17 protein-coding genes are annotated in these 19027 nt (G+C 35.9%); 1 reads left to right on the forward strand and 16 read right to left on the reverse strand.

The genetic code is table 11. The annotated features are described in order from the left end of the window. Positions 1–2: 2 nt before the first annotated feature. The 3 genes from parC to parE all read right to left on the reverse strand — a co-directional run bounded on the left by parC (position 3) and on the right by parE (position 5414). Positions 3–2462, reverse strand: a complete 2460-nt coding sequence (gene parC, locus STRPS_RS09320; RefSeq protein ID WP_007893234.1) for a DNA topoisomerase IV subunit A — start codon at positions 2460–2462, stop codon at positions 3–5. Positions 2463–2854: 392 nt separating this feature from the next. Next, positions 2855–3268: a YkvA family protein gene (locus STRPS_RS09325; RefSeq protein ID WP_007893299.1), complete on the reverse strand. Its 414-nt coding sequence runs from the start codon at positions 3266–3268 to the stop codon at positions 2855–2857. 196 nt (positions 3269–3464) lie between these two features. Beyond that, positions 3465–5414, reverse strand: coding sequence for a DNA topoisomerase IV subunit B (parE, locus tag STRPS_RS09330; RefSeq protein ID WP_007893396.1), 1950 nt, complete (start codon positions 5412–5414; stop codon positions 3465–3467). 131 nt (positions 5415–5545) lie between these two features. Between parE and plsY the strand changes: the two genes are divergently transcribed. Beyond that, the gene (gene plsY / locus STRPS_RS09335) at positions 5546–6184 is read left to right on the forward strand and encodes a glycerol-3-phosphate 1-O-acyltransferase PlsY (protein ID WP_007893068.1); all 639 of its coding nucleotides are present in this window, start codon (positions 5546–5548) and stop codon (positions 6182–6184) included. A 99-nt stretch (positions 6185–6283) separates the two neighbouring features. Here the strand turns inward: plsY and STRPS_RS09340 are convergent, their stop codons facing one another. The 13 genes from STRPS_RS09340 to STRPS_RS09400 all read right to left on the reverse strand — a co-directional run bounded on the left by STRPS_RS09340 (position 6284) and on the right by STRPS_RS09400 (position 19021). Then, positions 6284–6937 carry a uracil-DNA glycosylase gene (locus tag STRPS_RS09340; protein WP_007893278.1) on the reverse strand — a complete coding sequence of 218 codons (654 nt, stop codon included), beginning with the start codon at positions 6935–6937 and terminating at the stop codon, positions 6284–6286. 107 nt (positions 6938–7044) lie between these two features. Beyond that, positions 7045–7707, reverse strand: a complete 663-nt coding sequence (locus tag STRPS_RS09345) for an amino acid ABC transporter permease (protein WP_007893332.1) — start codon at positions 7705–7707, stop codon at positions 7045–7047. Between the two features lie 24 nt (positions 7708–7731). Further along, entirely contained in the window at positions 7732–8580 is an 849-nt protein-coding gene (locus tag STRPS_RS09350; protein WP_007893155.1) for a transporter substrate-binding domain-containing protein, read from the reverse strand. 120 nt (positions 8581–8700) lie between these two features. Continuing rightward, complete coding sequence (locus STRPS_RS09355; RefSeq protein WP_007893177.1) at positions 8701–10158, reverse strand: amidase; 1458 nt, start codon at positions 10156–10158, stop codon at positions 8701–8703. 174 nt (positions 10159–10332) lie between these two features. Continuing rightward, positions 10333–11091, reverse strand: a complete 759-nt coding sequence (locus STRPS_RS09360; RefSeq protein WP_007893435.1) for a GNAT family N-acetyltransferase — start codon at positions 11089–11091, stop codon at positions 10333–10335. A gap of 73 nt (positions 11092–11164) precedes the next feature. Next, complete coding sequence (gene pyrE / locus STRPS_RS09365; protein WP_007893109.1) at positions 11165–11797, reverse strand: orotate phosphoribosyltransferase; 633 nt, start codon at positions 11795–11797, stop codon at positions 11165–11167. A gap of 31 nt (positions 11798–11828) precedes the next feature. After that, positions 11829–12521, reverse strand: a complete 693-nt coding sequence (gene pyrF, locus STRPS_RS09370; protein WP_007893284.1) for an orotidine-5'-phosphate decarboxylase — start codon at positions 12519–12521, stop codon at positions 11829–11831. Positions 12522–12773: 252 nt separating this feature from the next. Continuing rightward, the gene (locus tag STRPS_RS09375) at positions 12774–13334 is read right to left on the reverse strand and encodes a hypothetical protein (protein ID WP_007893265.1); all 561 of its coding nucleotides are present in this window, start codon (positions 13332–13334) and stop codon (positions 12774–12776) included. A gap of 111 nt (positions 13335–13445) precedes the next feature. Continuing rightward, positions 13446–14681: a nucleotide sugar dehydrogenase gene (locus STRPS_RS09380; RefSeq protein WP_007893063.1), complete on the reverse strand. Its 1236-nt coding sequence runs from the start codon at positions 14679–14681 to the stop codon at positions 13446–13448. Beyond that, positions 14678–16087 (reverse strand): oligosaccharide flippase family protein, encoded by a 1410-nt coding sequence (locus STRPS_RS09385; protein ID WP_007893007.1) that lies wholly within the window; start codon positions 16085–16087, stop codon positions 14678–14680. Before STRPS_RS09385 ends, STRPS_RS09380 begins: the two co-directional genes overlap by 4 nt. After that, entirely contained in the window at positions 16088–17308 is a 1221-nt protein-coding gene (locus tag STRPS_RS09390; protein ID WP_007893424.1) for an O-antigen polymerase, read from the reverse strand. Further along, the gene (locus STRPS_RS10900; protein WP_007893375.1) at positions 17305–17949 is read right to left on the reverse strand and encodes a CatB-related O-acetyltransferase; all 645 of its coding nucleotides are present in this window, start codon (positions 17947–17949) and stop codon (positions 17305–17307) included. Before STRPS_RS10900 ends, STRPS_RS09390 begins: the two co-directional genes overlap by 4 nt. Continuing rightward, complete coding sequence (locus STRPS_RS09400; protein ID WP_007893241.1) at positions 17942–19021, reverse strand: glycosyltransferase WbsX family protein; 1080 nt, start codon at positions 19019–19021, stop codon at positions 17942–17944. Before STRPS_RS09400 ends, STRPS_RS10900 begins: the two co-directional genes overlap by 8 nt. Positions 19022–19027: the final 6 nt, after the last annotated feature.

The raw sequence follows: 19027 nt of genomic DNA on the forward strand, positions 1-19027 counted from the left end.
TTTTAGTCAAATCTTGCTGACAATACCTCTTGATCTGAAATAGTATCTGAAATAAAAGTACCGTTACTTGTACGTTCAGACACAGAATAGCCGCCTAAATCCACTAGGTATTCTTGACCTGTTTTGCTGATAACTAGCAATCTTAAGCTAGCTTCACTATCCGTTTGTGGATCGCTAAATAAATCAATAGTCTTATTCGAGGCTAGCCCCTTTACAGCACCAGCTAAGAAAACCCGATGAGGTTTATTTTTTAATTCTCTCAAAACCAATAGTCCCCTATTTGCTCGACTCGTTTGCGGGATATCCTCTGTTGCCACTCGCTTCAGACTGCCGCGTTGTGTCAGAACAAAGAAACTGTCGGTATATGCTAAGAAAGCGGAAGCAATGTAATCGTCTTTTTTAAGATTCATGGCTTTCACACCAGCTGTTTTTAAACCTTGAACGGGCACCTCTTCGTTAGAAAAACGAAGGGCATACCCTTGATGTGAAATCAGCATGATATCTTCAAAAAGGATAGGCTGGACAGCAATAATACGATCTTGCTCATTTTTGAGTTTAGCATACTTAAGCGATTTGGAGCGATAGGTACGCCAAGGCGCTAGCTCAGCTCTTTCAAAGCGCTTAATTTGACCTAGTTGTGTCACACTGTAGTAAGTGCCAGATTTAAAATCGTCCACAAGCTCGGCGTATAAGACTTTTTCATCATTCCCATAGTTGGTAATGGTTTGAGACAAGTGCTCACCAATTTCCTTCCAACGAATATCTTGTAGTTCATGCACAGGACGATAAATGACATTTCCTAGATCCGTGAAAATAAGAAGATGCTGGGTTGTTTTAGCACTGGCTACAAAAATTAAGCTATCATCATCACGTTTACCAATCTCTTCAAGGGTTGAAGCGTTGAACGATCTAGGACTAGTTCGTTTAATATACCCACCTTGTGTAAGGCTGACAAAGGTCTCTTCTTCTACAATCAAACTAGCAGTATCAATTTCAATTGTCTCTGCCTCTTTTTGCAATTGTGAACGACGAGGGTTACCAAATTTCTTTTTAACCTCTCGTAACTCACGCTTCATAACATTGTACATGGTAGCTTCATCGGCGATAATAGCTCTCAAAGTGGTGATTAAGTTCCCAAGTTCTTCTTCTTCATTTTGCAAAGTGACAATATCGGTGTTGGTCAGACGATACAATTGCAAAGTAACAATAGCTTCTGCTTGCTCTTCAGTAAAAGCATAGCTGATTTTCAAGTTTTCCTTGGCATCCGCTTTGTTTTCAGATGCACGAATCAGGGCAATCACTTCATCGAGGATAGAAATAACTCGGATCAGGCCCTCAACAATGTGAAGGCGTTTTTCAGCTTTAGCCATATCAAATTTGGAACGCTCAATAATGATTGACTTGCGGTGCGCAATGTAGGAGCTGAGTATCTTTTGAATACCGACTTGATGGGGAGTGTAGTTGTCAATAGCTACCATATTGAAATTGTAATTGACTTGTAAATCAGTATACTTCAATAAATAATTTAAAACTGTCTGTGTGTCAGCATCTTTTTTCAGCTCAATCGCAATCCGTAAACCAGATCTATCAGATTCATCACGAACTTCCACTATTCCAGGAACTTTGTTATTAACACGGACATCATCAATTTTCTTAACTAAAACAGACTTGTTAATCTCGTATGGAATTTCCGTAACGATAATCTGTTGTTTACCACCTTTTAGCTCTTCAATCTCTGTTTTAGAGCGAACAACTACTCGGCCTTTACCCGTTTCATAAGCCTTACGGATTTCATCCTGACCTTGAATAATGCTTCCAGTTGGAAAATCCGGTCCAGGTAAAAATTCCATTAATTTGTCCAATTTAGCTTTAGGATGATCAATTAAATAAACCGTCGCATCAATCACCTCTGCTAAATTATGAGGCGGAATATCAGTAGCATAACCTGCAGAAATACCTGTAGCTCCATTCACTAAGAGATTTGGATAGGCCGCTGGTAGAACCGTAGGTTCTTTTTCTGTATCATCAAAGTTCCAAGCAAATGGGACTGTATTTTTCTCAATATCTTCTAACAGATAACCTGAAATTTCCGATAAGCGAGCTTCCGTATAACGCATCGCGGCTGGGGGATCTCCATCCATTGAACCATTGTTGCCATGCATTTCAACCAGAATTTCTCGATTCTTCCAATCCTGACTCATCCTCACCATGGCATCATAAATAGAGGAGTCGCCATGAGGATGGAAATTCCCCATGATATTCCCTACAGATTTTGCAGATTTACGGAAACCTTTTTCAAAAGTATTTCCATCTTTATACATAGAATATAAAATTCGACGTTGAACAGGTTTTAGGCCATCTCTAATATCAGGTAAAGCCCGTTCCTGAATAATATATTTGGAGTAACGCCCAAAGCGTTCTCCCATGATGTCCTCCAAGGACATATTTTGAATGTTACTCATAAATTAAGGTACCTAGCCCATAAACTGAAAAGTCAAAATAGAAAATCGCTAGAAAGTCCTTATTTTATAAGATCTAGCTTTTTGACATAGCCTTTAGAGCAGGCGCAATTCCTTTCTGTTTAATTAGAAGGTTTTTGATTACTACTTACAGATTGGCCACAACAAAAGAATTCAGCTTTTGTTCAGTTCTTTTCTGTTTGTTTAAAAGGGGATTCAAGTAAAACAGTTAGCTCAAAGATACCATTAAGACTTAAAGTTTTTTCTGAATGGCCACTCAAAACATGATCCCTTACACAAAATATCAAGACAAGCTCTTGCAGTTAATGACCACCTGAACCTGCCTTGAAAAAACGATTATTTCTTATTAAACCATTTTTCAAGAAGAAAAGAGTTTAGTTAGAAAGTACTTGCCGAGCTTTTTTCCACTGGCGGTAATCCTCAATATCCTTGTAAACCAAATTCCAACAAGTCCCCACAACAAGGGCATCATCTAGTTGGCCAAGAAAAGGGATCCAGTCAGGAATAAAATCAATTGGAGATAGAAAATAGATTAGAGCACTCACAATAGCGACAATAGTTCTTCGAGGGACCCGTCTATAATCTCTTTTCCAATAGCTACGAACCATACTAATGAGAATAGGCACTGATTTTAATTCTTTTCTGATAAAGGGAATCCACTTAACTCTTTTTTCCAACTTTTCAAGGAAAGATTCCATTTTAGCATCATCTTTTAGTAAGCGATCAGCCTTATGATACCCTTTTTGCAACTCTTCCATAGCTTGCTTTTTATCAAAATGTGTTTTCATAGCTCTACCTCACAAATCTGAAATAAGACATCATCCAAATTAGGGACAGGCTTATTAATCACTACCCTAAATGTCTAAGTAAATTAATTATTATATACAATTATATAATATTAATCGTAAAGCGAGAAATTAAAAGTAACCACATTTTAATTTTAAGTAAGGTCTTCTTCTTTTTACCCCAGTATCGGTGTGCTTATCAGAAGACAGTGTTTTCCTCAAGCGTAAAGGTAACATTGTCTTCAATCCATTGTCTTCTAGGCGCTGCCTTATCACCCATTAAGACAGAGACACGTCTCTCAGCACGCGCTAAATCATCTATAGTTACACGAATAAGGGTTCTGGTTTCAGGATCCATAGTTGTTTCCCACAATTGGTCCGCATTCATCTCACCAAGTCCCTTGTAACGTTGTAGCATGGCGCCTTTACCAAATTCCCTCCGTAGATCTTCAAGCTCCCCATCTGTCCAAGCATAGGAAACCTTAGCCGTTTTGCCCTTACCTTTGGACATTTTATATAGGGGAGGTAAAGCAATATAGACATGTCCTTCCTCAACAAGCGGGCGCATGTAACGGTAAAAAAAGGTCAGCAACAAGGTTTGAATGTGGGCACCATCAGTATCCGCGTCCGTCATAATAATGATTTTGTCGTAATTAATCTCTTCAATCCTAAAATCAGCTCCAACACCAGCTCCAATAGTATAAACCATCGTATTGATTTCCTCATTCTTGAGAATATCTGTCATCTTAGCTTTTTCAGTATTCAAAACCTTACCCCGAAGCGGTAAAATAGCTTGAAACTTGCGGTCACGACCTTGCTTAGCTGAACCGCCGGCTGAGTCACCCTCGACTAAGTAAAGTTCATTTTTCTTTGCATTTTTGGATTGGGCTGGGGTTAATTTCCCAGAGAGCAGGCCTTTATCCTTTTTATTTTTCTTACCGTTACGAGACTCATCTCGAGCCTTACGAGCAGCTTCGCGGGCGTCACGAGCTTTAATCGCTTTACGGACTAGGTTCGTCGCTAATTCACCATTTTCTAGTAGAAAATAAGTCAGCTTTTCAGAAACAATTCCCTCAACAACTGGACGAGCGAGGGGACTTCCCAGTTTATCCTTAGTTTGTCCCTCAAATTGCAAATGTTGTTCAGGCACCAAGATTGATAAAACAGCTGATAAGCCTTCACGGTAATCAGATCCCTCTAGGTTCTTATCCTTATCTTTTAAAAGACTCGTTTTACGGGCATAATCATTCATAACCTTTGTAATAGCAGTCTTCAAACCAGTCTCGTGACTACCGCCATCTTTGGTACGCACATTATTAACAAAGGATAAAATATTATCAGAAAAACCGTCATTATATTGAAGCGCCACCTGAACTTGGAAATCTTGTTCCTCTCCTTCAACATAAATGACAGGGGTCAACGTTTCCTTATCCTCATTTAGGTAAGAGACAAAGTCTTGGACACCATTTTCATAGTGAAATTCTTCTGTAACAGCTTCTTCTCCACGTAAATCTGTCAAAGACATCTTGACATCCTTTAAAAGAAAAGCTGATTCTTTAAGCCTCTCTGCAATAGTGTTAAATTTAAAATCAGTCGTTGAAAAGATACTATCGTCAGGCATAAAAGTAACTTTTGTGCCCGTTTTACTCTTTGGAGCAGAAGCAATCTTCTTCAGAGTGGATACTGGTTTGCCACCATTTTCAAAGCGCTGCTTATAGACCGAACCATCACGAGTAATTTCAACTTCAAGCCATTTAGATAAGGCATTGACAACTGATGAACCAACACCGTGGAGACCTCCTGATGTTTTATACCCACCTTGTCCAAACTTACCACCAGCATGTAAGACCGTGAAGATAACTTGCACAGTTGGTATTCCCATCGCATGTTTACCAGTTGGCATTCCCCGTCCACTATCAGCAACACTAACTGAACCATCAGCATTAATAGTAACCTTGATTTCGTTACCAAAGCCTGATAGTGCCTCGTCAACAGCATTATCAACAATTTCCCAAATGAGATGATGGAGACCGGTTGCATCAGTAGAGCCGATATACATCCCAGGACGTTTACGAACAGCATCTAAACCTTCAAGAACCTGTATCGCATCATCGTTATAATTGGTTATGGATATTTCTTTTTTAGCCAAAATGACCTCCAGATTTTTTCATCTTTATAATCTTACAAGTTTTTTGAGAATTTTGCAAAATTATTTTTTTATTATCTAAAATCAAGTAAGATTGTCTCTTCTAAAAAAAGCTTTATGGTATAATAAACATTATGAAACTAACATTCTTAATTATTATTGCTTATCTCCTTGGTTCGATACCAACAGGACTATGGATTGGTCAGTACTTTTATCATCTTAACTTGAGAGAACATGGTTCTGGCAATACCGGCACAACTAATACCTTTCGCATCCTAGGTCTTAAGGCTGGGCTAGCTACCCTAGCAATTGATATCCTAAAAGGGACCATTGCCACCTTATTGCCAATCATCTTTGGGGTGACTTTTTTATCACCCATTATTTTTGGTTTTTTTGCCGTGCTTGGGCATACTTTTCCTATTTTCGCTAAGTTTAAAGGAGGCAAGGCGGTCGCAACCAGTGCAGGAGTAATTCTCGGCTATTCACCACTCTATGTGCTTTTTCTTGCCCTTATCTTTTTAGCCATTCTCTATTTATTCAGCATGATTTCACTATCAAGTATCTGTACAGCCATTATGGCAGTTATAACTGTGCTCTTCTTCCCCAGAATGCACTTTCTCCTGAGGCATCCAGATCCTATTTTACTGGTTATTGTCGTTTCACTAGCCACACTCATTATTTACCGTCATAAAGATAACATTCGACGCATGAGGTCAAAAACTGAAAATCTAGTTCCCTGGGGACTAAACTTAAGTCGGCAAAAAAAATCATAATCACAAAAATAATTCCCTTTCAAACGAGAGGGAATTTTAAAATGATTAAAAACTGTTTAGACTATGATTTTGAAAACTGACGGTTAAATAAAGGTAAGCCTAGGCTAACCAATCAATCGCTTCAAGACCATTAGCTTCGAGAAAATGATTAGTTCTTGAATAGGGATGACTACCAAAAAAGCCACGATAAGCCGATAAAGGACTTGGATGAGCACTTTCAATCACTAAATGTTTCGCATTGGTAATCAAGTTTTTCTTTTTCCTAGCATAACCTCCCCATAAGATAAAAACGACAGGGGTTTCTTTACTATTAGCCACCCTGATAACGGCATCTGTAAAAGGTTCCCAAATTAGGCCTGCATGACCATTTGCCTGGTGTTCAGGAACTGTTAAACAAGCATTCAATAAAAGTACTCCTTGCTTTGCCCAAGGCAGTAAATCATGATGATTGCGCCGTCCTATATCAGTCTCTAGTTCCTTTAACATGTTCTGAAGAGATGGAGGTGCGGGTAAGTCATCTGGCACAGAAAAAGATAGCCCCTGTGCTTGTCCAGGACCATGGTAGGGATCCTGACCTAAAATAACGACTTTTGTTTCCTCATAGGGTGTCTCAACTAAGGAACGAAAGACATTTTCACGTTTTGGGTAGATTGTTCCGGATTGATAAGCCCGATTTAAAAAATGATTGATTTTAGCAAAATAATCATCAGGAAGAGATTCTTTTATCATCTTATGCCAAGTTGAATGTTTCATAAGTCACCTTTCTTCTAGAGCAAAAAATTTCATTCTTTAGCTCATATTTTAGCATATTTTACAGACAAAAACCTCAGAAACCGATGATTTCTGAGGTTAAACTCTTTTTAGTCATTTGGAAGTTGTAACTTATGTTCAAGGTAGGCTTGAAAATTTTCGAATAAATAACAAAGGGACCAATAAATAAAAGCTACTAAAATGTACATTGACATGTAATCCCATTCCCTACCACCAACAATTTTGGCATTTTGAAAAATATCAGGAACAGTAATCATTGCCGCCAGTGATGAACTTTTTATCATATCAATAACAACATTTCCAAGAGGCGGGATTGCAATCCGGATAGCCTGCGGTAAGATAACCTTTTTTATAACTCTTTTTTGAGGCAAGCCCAACGCCTTTGCAGCTTCCCATTGACCTAAGGCAACAGCATTAATAGAAGATCTAAATATCTCTGAAATATATGCTGAACTCACCAAGCTAAAGCCGATATAAGCGCAGAGCAAGGCAGGTAATTGCAGGTTAAAATAGGGCATCCCAAAGTACAACATAAATAGCACAACAATCATAGGAACACCACGCATGATTGATACATAAACTTTCACGATTCTTCTGAAAAAGCCATGACGTGATCTTCCTAGGATTGCTAACAGAACCCCTAAACTGATACCAGTTAAAAAACTCAGTGCCGAGATTCCGATAGTATATGGTAGTCCCGAGAGCACAAACCAGAGACTGTCTTTCATTAATTGAAAATCAATAAATTTCATCGGCAACTATCCATTTCTAATTAATTAATCAACATCTGAAACGTCAATTTTCTTAAAGTCATATTTTTTCTCTTTTGACACATCTTGGCCAGCAAAAAATTCTTTTGATAGTTTTGTTAAAGTACCATCTTTTTTCATTTCTGCTAAAGTTTTATTGACTTTCTTTTGAAGCTTTTCATTGCCTAACTTAATAGCAAAATTTGCTTCTGAAGGGTTATAGTAAACACCTTTTAAGACTTTTACTGGGATGTCAGGAAGGGCTTTACTTGCCATTGATTGAAGGTAAAAATCGTTTAAGATGACATCAGTTCTACCGTTAGCAACATCTTCTAGATAAACATCATTGGTTACATTATCATAGATGACTAATTTAGCTCCAAACTTCTTAGCCACTTTCATATATGAAGTTGTTGAAGCTCCAGCAGCTTTTTTACCTTTTAAATCCTTTAATAATTTAATTCCAGAATCATCTGATTGACGAACAATCATTGAGCCAAAAGAATATTTATGAGCATCTGTATACAAGAATTTCTTTGCATTCTTACTGTCTTTTTCAATGGAATAACCAGCCATATCAACTTGACTACTATTAAGGGCTGAAAGCATGCCATCAACACCCATCTCAGTAAATTTAACCTTCAGGCCTAAACGTTTACCAACCTCTTTGATAATTTCAACATCATAACCTGTTAACTTATTTTTCTTATCATGGAATGATTGGGGGAAAAGAGTTCCTGAAGTTGCTACTGTCAATTCACCTTTTTTCTCAATTTTATCCCATTGAGCCTGACCTTGATCCTCTTTTTTTGAGGCACATGCCGTTAAAAGAAACATTGAAAAAGCCAAAGCTATATATGTATACATTTTTTTCATTAGAAAAAACACTCCTTTTTTTAATAACTTTAGTATACCATTATACCTTTTATTTCAGTCATGACAATGCTTACAAACAAAGAGAACCTAACCTATAATAGATTCTCTTTGTATTATATATTAGATTTTCATCTTAAATCGTCCAGCTTCTTCAAAGAGAGAAGCAACCTGTAAGAGCAGGTCTTCACGTCCCTTTGCTGCCATAAATTGAATACCTAATGGGTAGTTGTGATTAACCAAGGAAAGAGGTAAGGTTATTGCTGGCTGCCCAGTTAGATTAGCAAGTGGGGTATAGGGGTTGAGAGCTAGACCTTTTTTAAACATCTCTTTAACGAGCTGTAATTGTTCCTTGCTAGTATAGCTTTCAGCCTGAGCCAATTTTGCCATCAAATCCGAATCAGAATCAAGTTGGCCATGTTTGGGAGCAATGTCATGCGTTGTTGGCGTTATCAAGAGATCATATTCCTTATGAAAGCGAGCCATACAGGCACTATAGAGATCCCATTCAGAAATAACCTTAGAATAATCTTTGGCCTTTAAATTCTGGCCAGCTTGATAAATGGCCCAAGTCATTGTCTCCATGTCATTTTTTGTAAGAGAACGTCCAAGGGCTTGCTTAATATCATCAAACATAGCTGCAGTCTCAGCCGCATTCATAAAATAGTAAGAATCAATCAGAGCATCCATATCAAGGGGAAGAGAAGCAAGCCAAGTTATAGTATGCCCCTTTTTTTCTAAAAAGTTTGCTGTCTCTTCTAAAGCCCTATTGACCTCGTCAGAAAAAGGCCTTCCATCTACTTCTTTACTTAATATAGCAATAGTTAAGGAGCTAGTCTTTGTATTAAAAAGAGCATCTTCACTTAATAGAGGTAAGGGAAAGGGACCTTCAAATTGACACTCTTGCATATGAAAAAGGAAGGTTTTCGTGTCCCTTACTGACTTGGTTAAGGCAAAATGAACAGATGCCCCTTGCCAACCACGATAGGAATCAGGCCCTGTTGGGATACGCCCTCGACTGGGTTTTAAACCGATTAAACCATTAAAAGAAGCAGGAATTCGAATGGAACCACCTCCATCACTAGCTGCTGAAATGACGGTTATACCTGATGTCATTAAAGCAGCAGCTCCTCCCGACGATCCCCCAGCATTTCGACTAAGGTCAAAAGGAAGGTTAACAGCACCATTTGCTTTACTATCACTAATGTTTTTGAAACCAAATTCTGGAACATTCGTTGTACCTAAAATAATGAAGCCTAAATCCTGCAATTTCTGAACATAGCGGCTCGTCACCCTTGCATAGTTCTTTTGAAAAAGGACCGATCCTGAAGTCGCTAAGGAACCTGTCAAACTCTGACCTAAATCTTTAATAAAAATAGGAACACCTGCAAAAGGTAAATTCGAAAAATCACGTGTCCTTGCTTCTTCACGCGCCTCTTCATACCGCCTTGATACGATCGCATTTAAATTAGGATTATGTTTGTTGGCTTGAGCAATCGTTTCTTCTACTAATTCTAATGGTGTCACTCGGTGTGTTCTAACAGCATGGGCCATTTCTGTTGCATCTTTAAATGTTTTCATTCCAGTACTCTCCAGCTAAATTGGTATAGCTTCAGTATAAACCACTTTTTCTGCTAAATCAAAAGAAATCAAACGTGCTGAAAAGTGTTCGTAAGTTGCTATAATAGCTTCTTTCAAGGTTATTACATTTTCTTATGTCCTTAAACACTCGACTGGGCTCAACCAACTGATAAGCTAATCTTTCTTTTTATGACTCTCCTCTTTACGGATAGCCGTCCAGTAATGAGCGACTTCTCGGTAGCCTTGGTGTTCATACATCTGACGGTTCTCCTCTTGCGAAATGAGAATAGCAGCTTGAACTCCCTGACTAGCTTCTTTTTGTAATGCAGAGCCAACTCCTTTTCCACGGTAGGTTTCTAAAACACTAAAGTCATCCATCTCAATATGGTCACCATAATACCAAGCTGTCACATCTCCAATAATATTTTGGCCATCACGTGCGATAAAAATCTCAGCCCCTTCTTGAGGAAGGTTGACTTGCTCCCAATCATACATTTCCTTAGCAAAATTTTCGCCGTAAATGAAACGCTGCTGATACTTGTAATCAAGGTAATCCCTGAAAAAATGCTTACTTAGTCTCTCAATGGTAATGGTATTAACAACTTTCTCACTAAACTTTAGGTCACTTATAGGAGCTCTAAAAATAAGATGTTTTTCAATCTCAAACTGACTAGCTTCTAAATAAGTGCTCAAGCTTTCCCTGAGCTCCTCATTTTCAGGAAAAAAGACCATTGCATAGTCTAGAGGGTAATCTTTTTGCTCCTCTTTTAGATAGTCTAAATCTGCTATTACCTGCTCTAAAGAGGGCAGCGTCTTGTAATCAAGATAATTTGAATAGTAACGGTTTTTTAAATGAGAATCTTTAAAATGATAAAAACGCTCCGTTTCTCGGTAAGCCTGACTATAGTCAGTTAAAATAGCTTTATAGGTCATACAGAATTTCCCTTCCTTTGGTTGCATCCATTATACCAGGAGAAATGTGACTTAAATTCAAAAAGGATATTTTTCACTTCATCTGCCAGTTTTCTTGGTCTTCCTTAAATTTTTCCAGTAAAGCCAATCCTTCAGCGCTAATAAAGCCATTCTCTTTGGCCACTTGAATTAAGAGAGAATAGTTGGATAAGGTCTGCAGCTCAATACCTGCCTTATGAAAATTGGCTTTGGCCTTTGGCAATTCGTAAGTGAAGATAGCAAGGACTCCAAGGACTTCTGCCCCTTCTCGCATAGCTGCGGCTGTAGCATCAAGCACTGAACCACCAGTTGAGATCAAATCTTCAATGATTACCATCTTTTGCCCTTTTTCGATATGTCCTTCCACTTGATTACCCGCGCCATGTTTTTTTGGCTTACTGCGAATATAGGCAAAAGGTAGATTCATTTTATCAGCAACGATAGCACCATGTGGGATACCTGCTGTTGCTATTCCTGCGATGATCTCTACCTGAGGATAATGCTTTTTAATGATTCCTACAAAGCCGTCCTCAATTAATGTTCGTGTTTTGGGATAAGAAAGGGTTATCCGATTATCCGTATAAATTGGGGATTTTATGCCTGAAGCCCAGGTAAAAGGCTGCTCAGGTTTTAAATAAACAGCTTTAATCTCTAATAATTCAGCAGCAATTTGTCTAGCTAATGTCATCTTATTCTCCTTATTTCTCTTTAAAAAGCTTTTAGGCATTCCATTCCTGTTTAATAGCTTGATAGGCCTCAAAAGGATTTTGGGCTTGGGTGATAGGACGACCAACGACAATGTAGTCACTACCAATCATTTTTGCTTCTTTAGGCGTCATCACGCGCTTTTGATCCCCAACCTCTGCTCCTTGAGGCCGGATACCTGGCGTTACGCAGATAAAGCCTTCTGGTGTTACTTCCTTAATGGCTGTCACTTCATGAGCCGAACAAACCACGCCATCAAGTTGAGCATTGACTGCTCCTTTAGTATAATGACGAACCGACTCAAGTAATGACGTTTGAATGTTCTGATTCTGACGCATCTCTTCTTCACTGGTTGAAGTTAATTGAGTAACAGCAATTAAACGTGTCCCTTGACCAAGTCCCTGACGTGCCTCTTTCAGCATCTCTATGCCACCAGCAGCATGTACAGTAGTCATATCAATCCCCATTTTAGCCAGTACTTCCATAGTAGCTTTAACTGTATGAGGAATATCATGTAATTTTAAATCAAGAAAAATACTATGTCCTAAAGACTTAAGATAGCGAACTATTTCTGGACCAACAGCATAATAGAGTTCCATTCCAACTTTGACGTATAATTTCTCCTCTTCTGGGAAATGCTTTAAGAAAACCTTGACTTCCTCCAAATTGGGGAAATCTAGTGCAATAATGGGACCTTTTTCAGACATTTAACTTCCTCTCTATACAAAAAAACCTTACTCACAGAGAGTAAGGTCACAGAAAATAAAGAGCAAACCGCTCCTACTTTTACGATGTTAACCTTGAAGCCTCTCTGGACTTTTTAAAGGTATATTATTTCTGTTATTATATCTTATTTAAAAACAGGTGTCAAAGTAAATGGTTAACTTTCTAACAAAAATCATAGATAAAGATGTCTGTGGGCTAGTAAAAAAGCCCTGCTGAAAAGCAAGACTTGATGTTTATCCTTGTATATGTTCAGGACTAAACTGAGTTTCAGGAGCCATCTGTTTTGGACTGTGGTAGTGCTTACGAAAGGCCTCTTCTTCAATATTAACCATCTTGATTTGCTCATAAAGAACTGGTGGTACAGGTACTTCTTTTAAGGACATTGAGATGATTTTTAAAGAAGAAAAAACATCAATCAAGACTCCAAAGACCCGAATCCGCTTATCGCCCAGAATAGCTTGAAAAACTTCCTTAGATTGACACAAGGAAATTAAATCGTCCAGACCTTTGACCCATTTATCAACAATCTGAAGGGTTTTATTCATTAATTTGAAAGCTTTTTCTTCGTACCAAAAAGTGGATTCAATTAAGCGTTGCTGAAAGTCTAAGCCATTAATAGCGGCTACAATATCTCCTAGCTCAGACTGTACTAGAGCAGGCGGAAAACTTTCTCCCAAAATAGAAGGTGTTTTCTCGACCAGTAATAATTCATCTTTAAAGAGTGTCAAATAGTGAATACTGACCAATAATTTTTGAATTAAAACTTTGTGACCATCTTGTTCAGTTACACTCATACGACACCATCCTTTACCATACACTTCGCTCAAAAACTATATTATAAATATAACACAAGAAAATTAAAAGGGCAACGCTAATGCATAATAATTAAGGGATAAAAACAAGCTTTAATCACGGTGAAATAAGTCTCTCGTATATACCTTATGTTTAACATCATCCAAGCTTGAATCATAACGATTGGCAATAATAGCTTGTGATTTTGCTTTAAATTCAACTAAATCATTGATAATTTGACTTCCGAAAAAAGTAACTGATTGATCTAGACTTGGTTCAAAAATAATAACTTTAGCGCCTTTGGCCTTTATGCGTTTCATAATCCCTTGGATAGAAGATTGTCTAAAATTATCGCTGTTGCTCTTCATGGTTAGACGGTAAACACCGATAATAACTTCTTTCTCCTTTTCTGGATTAAAGTCGCTAGATCCTTGGTAAGCACCAGCCATCTCAAGTACTCTATCTGCAATATAATCTTTACGGGTACGATTACTATCAACAATAGCTGTCATCATATTTTGTGGCACATCTTTATAGTTAGCCAAGAGCTGCTTAGTGTCCTTAGGCAGACAGTAACCACCATAACCAAATGATGGGTTATTATAGTGACTACCAATCCGTGGATCCAAACCAACCCCGTCAATAATTGACTTGGTATCCAAACCTTTACTTTCAGCATAAGTGTCTAACTCATTGAAATAAGACACTCTTAGAGCAAGATAAGTATTTGAAAAGAGCTTAACAGCTTCTGCTTCCGTAAATCCCATAATTAAAGTATCGATATCTTCTTTAATAGCTCCCTCTTGCAACAAGTTAGCAAAGGCAATCGCCTTTTCAGTCAAGTTAGAGTCAGCTTTATCTGTTCCCACTATAATCCGACTGGGGTATAAGTTGTCATACAAAGCGCGAGATTCTCTTAAAAACTCAGGACTGAAAATGATATTTGCTGTATGATATTTTTCTCTAACACTTTCTGTATAACCAACTGGAATGGTTGACTTAATCACCATAATAGCATCTTTATTGACAGCCAAAACAGCTTCAATAACTGACTCTACGGCACTAGTATCAAAGAAATCACGCTTACTATCATAATTAGTTGGCGCAGCAATAATAACAAATTCTGCATCTGCATAAGCCTCATGAGCAACCAAAGTTGCTTTCAAATGCAATTTCTTTGTCGCTAAAAACTCTTCAATTTCTTTATCCTGAATAGGAGATTGTTTATGATTAATCATCTCCACTTTTTCAGGAACAATATCAACCGCTGTTACCTGGTGATGTTGTGCCAATAGGACTGCCATTGAAAGACCAACATAACCAGTACCAGCTACCGCAATTTTTTTCATCTACTAAATCCTTTTATATTTTTTAGTGAATTAATCACACCTGGATTAATAATGACTAATGATATTCCAAATAAAACTAGATAACTTAACAAACCTAAAATCCAATTTTGAATTAAAGATGTTAAATAGAAAATTGTTGTAAAAGCTAAAATCATTGTCAAATTAATTTTAGTATTCAAATTCAATTCTTTTGAGAGATACCTATCAACTACAACATACCAAATTAATACAGTAACAACTGAAGATGCCGCAATTGCTATCGGTGTTTTCCAAATAAGATAAGCTAATAAATTTAGAACAATGGATAGAACCAAAATGACGATACTTCTATTAAAATAGACAACGCTTTTTCCAAGAGTCTTGAAATAATTATTGATAATAACGGTAATTGTTGTTGTTATCGGCAGAGTTGGAAAAATAACTCTAAAAATAAAAAGCGAATCTATATACTTTGGTAATATTGATCTTATTAATACTCTCATTGGAAAGTAAAAACTAAGCATCATAAAAACTATAGAAACTGAAAGAAATGTAAACTTTTGATATTTATCTCCAATTTTAGTCACATCAGATCTCTTTAAACTTGGATACAAAACAGTTGAGAATGCAGCTGTTGCTAATGTAAGGATTGACAACAAATTAAAGGCAAAAGCATAAATTGCATATATTTTATTAGAGAATAGAATATTAACAAATTGTCTATCTAAAGTTAATATCAAAGTTGAAATTAAATTGGCAAACATCAAAGGAATACCAATTTTTGAAAACTGCTTAACTGCAGCTATTGTTTCATTCAAAGGTGTAGACTTCCCAAAAATTATCTCACGGTAGAGATAAATATACCAAACGGTAATGATAAAGTTTGCAATGATTACAAAAATGATATAGACTTTAAAATTCACACTTAATCCGTAGTGTTTAAATAAATATAACAATACGACTGTTAATATGTTAAAAATAGATTGGGCAATCTTTATAATTGAATATTCTTTAAATCGTTGAGTAATTTCTGAAATTTGTCTGAAATAACCGATTATGTTTAAAGATATCATATTAATTATCAAAGAAATGATAATAAACTCACTATTACCACTTCTTTCTAAAAGTGCTAATAGTAATAAGGGAATAGAGAATAAAATATGTACAATTAGATACCATCTAAAATAACTTCTAAAATCTTCTTTCTCTAATTCTTCGTAATCATTACCGCCATATTTTAAAATAATTCCGTCAATAATCCCGATACTAAATAAACCTAGATATGTTAAATATAAAGTAAACGTTTTAAAGTATCCAAAATCATCTATCGTAAGAATCATTGGTAATACTAAACCTACTAATAGTCCAGAAAATACAGTAAATGCGTTACTCATCAATACTGCAAGTAGATTTTTTAAAAATTTCATTTAATAGTAAACCCTTTTCTTTCTCACAACAAAATGTACTTTTTCAAAAATAAATTTTATAATTAAGTAAATAATCAAGGTTGCAATAATCGAATAAACTTTAGTTCTACCAATTGTAAACACACCTTGAAGTAACAACTTGTAATACCCTAATAAGATGAAACTATCACTAATGTGAAATTGTTTTTTATTAACTACAAGTGTAAATAAAATACCACACATTATCCCGATAAGAATTGTTCCAACATAGCCCCAGTCAGCATAAAGCCAACCTAAAAAAGTATAAAATCCACGCACCCAAATTCCAAGTTGATCAGAAAATTTTACACCTCCTGATAGTACACCAAAAGCATACTCACCTAGCATTGGTTTACGAATCGTGTTTACTTCTAGACCAAACATGTAAGGAGTTTGACCAAAATAATAGATAAGTGAACTTACAGCTGATGAAGAGAATCTCGAAATCGTAACCGAAATTAAATAAGGAATACTAGTAACAATTGTCAAAAGAAAAATAAGATTAATATATTTTCTACTCTTTTTATTAATATCCTGGTAGAAAAAAACATATAAGGTACCAATGAACATAATAAAGATAGCCATCATACCTCGAGAAGAAACATACATATCTATACAAAACTCAGTTAGTCCAACCATTATTAACAGTATTGAACCAAGCGTATACCTGTTGTTTGTTCTTAGTAAATTAAATCCAACAATAATTGCTAATAATTGAGTGTAATTTGTAAAAAGTATGGAAAACTTTTCAAAAATATTATTATAAGGAATGACTGCTTGATCTGAATTCATGACCAAACGATTACTTGCCCATTGTCCAGACGTAATAAGTGGAATAATTTTTCCAAGATAAACAAATACTGTAACAACTGCAAAGAAAAGAAATATTTTTGCAAAAATAATATAGTTTTCATGCATTTCTTTATCAATTTTTGCAGCATTGAATGACTTACTTTTACTGATAAAAGGAAAGAAAAACAAAATGAAAGCAACCACCATAAAAGTTACAAGGTCATATGTAATATTGCTGGAATCAAGAACGTAACTGTACTTAAGATATCCTCTAGTTGGAACTAATAACGTTATCAAAGATATAGCAAAATAAATGAAAACTAAGGCCAAACCTAATAAATTCGTTCTATTTATTATACATCCTAATAATAAAGTCCCTAACATAATTGAATACAAAATAATAGGTGTCATTTCAACTCTTTCTCATCTATTTTATTAATCAGATTCTCTAATTTAGGTAAGTTTGGATTTTTATCTAAATCAGAATAAAATAATTCAATATTTTCTCTAACAGTATTTTCCGATAATTTAGAATAGTCAAGTTTCATTAATAAATGGGAAATTTTATCAGAAAACCGTTTTTTAATCAATTTAGCAGGCACTCCACCATAAATTGTATAAGGTGGAACATCTTTTGTAACAACTGATCCAGCAGCAATAACTGCCCCCTTTCCAATTGTGACACCAGATAAAATAATGGCATTCGTTCCAATCCATACATCATCCTCAATTATTATGTCACCATTTGAAACTGCTTCATATTTTTCATTTAGAAATCTAACTCTAAATGGGTATGTCGAAATCTTATTCGTTAAATGCTCTCCGCATACAATAAATTGAACATTGGGTGCAATACTACAAAAGTGACCAATCTTTAACTTATAATTATCTGAATGATTAATGATATTTAAAACCCCATATGTAAATTTTCCAACTGAAATTAAATGATAATTTGAAACAGAACCTAAAACTGTCTTATTATGACTATTAGCTTTACGCCATTCCCTTTGGTTTTTAAATTTAGCATATCTACTTATAAAAAGATTAATCATAAATTTCCTCAATCGACTTTTTAACTGCTTCTAAGTAGCCAAGACCATATTTTAAATCTGGCTCTAAATGGTTACCTTCCCCCCATTCATTCCAAGATTTAATTATAACTTGTTGCTTCGATCTTGGCTTTGATCTCACTGTTTTTACAGTCTCTTTTAAGAGGTCAGCAAAATATTTTGGTTTTGCATTATCTAAAATCATTGCATTATTTCCAGAACGTGGAGAATGATCCCAGTTTGGAGCAACTACCGGAATGACATTTTCATCTTTTGCTGAATCATCAATCATATATTTAATTGCTTCTTTATATTTAAATACTGTCGGTCTTCTGAAAACTTTTCTTTTGATAAGTTGCAATACCTTAGAAATCGTTGTAAGCTCGTGATGAATATTTAAAGTGTTATCTTCGAAGACTGCATCAACTCCAATACTCATTATCTTGTCTTTATTAACTCCCGACATATCTTTACCGACAAAATAAAAGTCACTTAATCCTTCTTTTTTTGCAAGGTTACGCCAAGTATTAATAAAGCTAACAATTTCTTCATCCGCTAAAGGACTGTATATAATAAAGAATAATTTACCTTCAACTTTATAATATCGTTCATCTTTAAAGATATCTAAGTAAGTGTAAAAATATTTTTTATAGTCTTCGACTCCTAGATACTTTTGCTCAACTAAGAGCTCATTCGATCCTTTTTTATCCCATTGTTTCTTTTCCCAAGAGTGATTTGCCCAACCCAAGCAAAATGGAAAATTGATTTCTTTATCATTATAAACTTCTCTTATTGGATTTTGAAGTAGTTCTACTCCATCTCCAAACCAATAATTCCAATAACAAAATGCAGTGAGTCCATAATCTTTCGCAAGTTTTGCTTGCTCTTGTCTTGTTTCTTTTACTCGTAAATCATAAAACCCTAAATCAGCTGGTACGTGCGGTTGATAGTGATTTTGATATAAAGGTTTTGCTTTTGCAACATTGGTCCATTCAGTAAATCCTTTACCATACCACTTATCATTTTCTGGAACAGGATGGAATTGTGGTAAATAGAATGCAATATATTCTACCATACTATC

Source organism: Streptococcus pseudoporcinus LQ 940-04 (assembly GCF_000188035.1).
In the GTDB taxonomy this organism is placed as follows: domain Bacteria; phylum Bacillota; class Bacilli; order Lactobacillales; family Streptococcaceae; genus Streptococcus; species Streptococcus pseudoporcinus.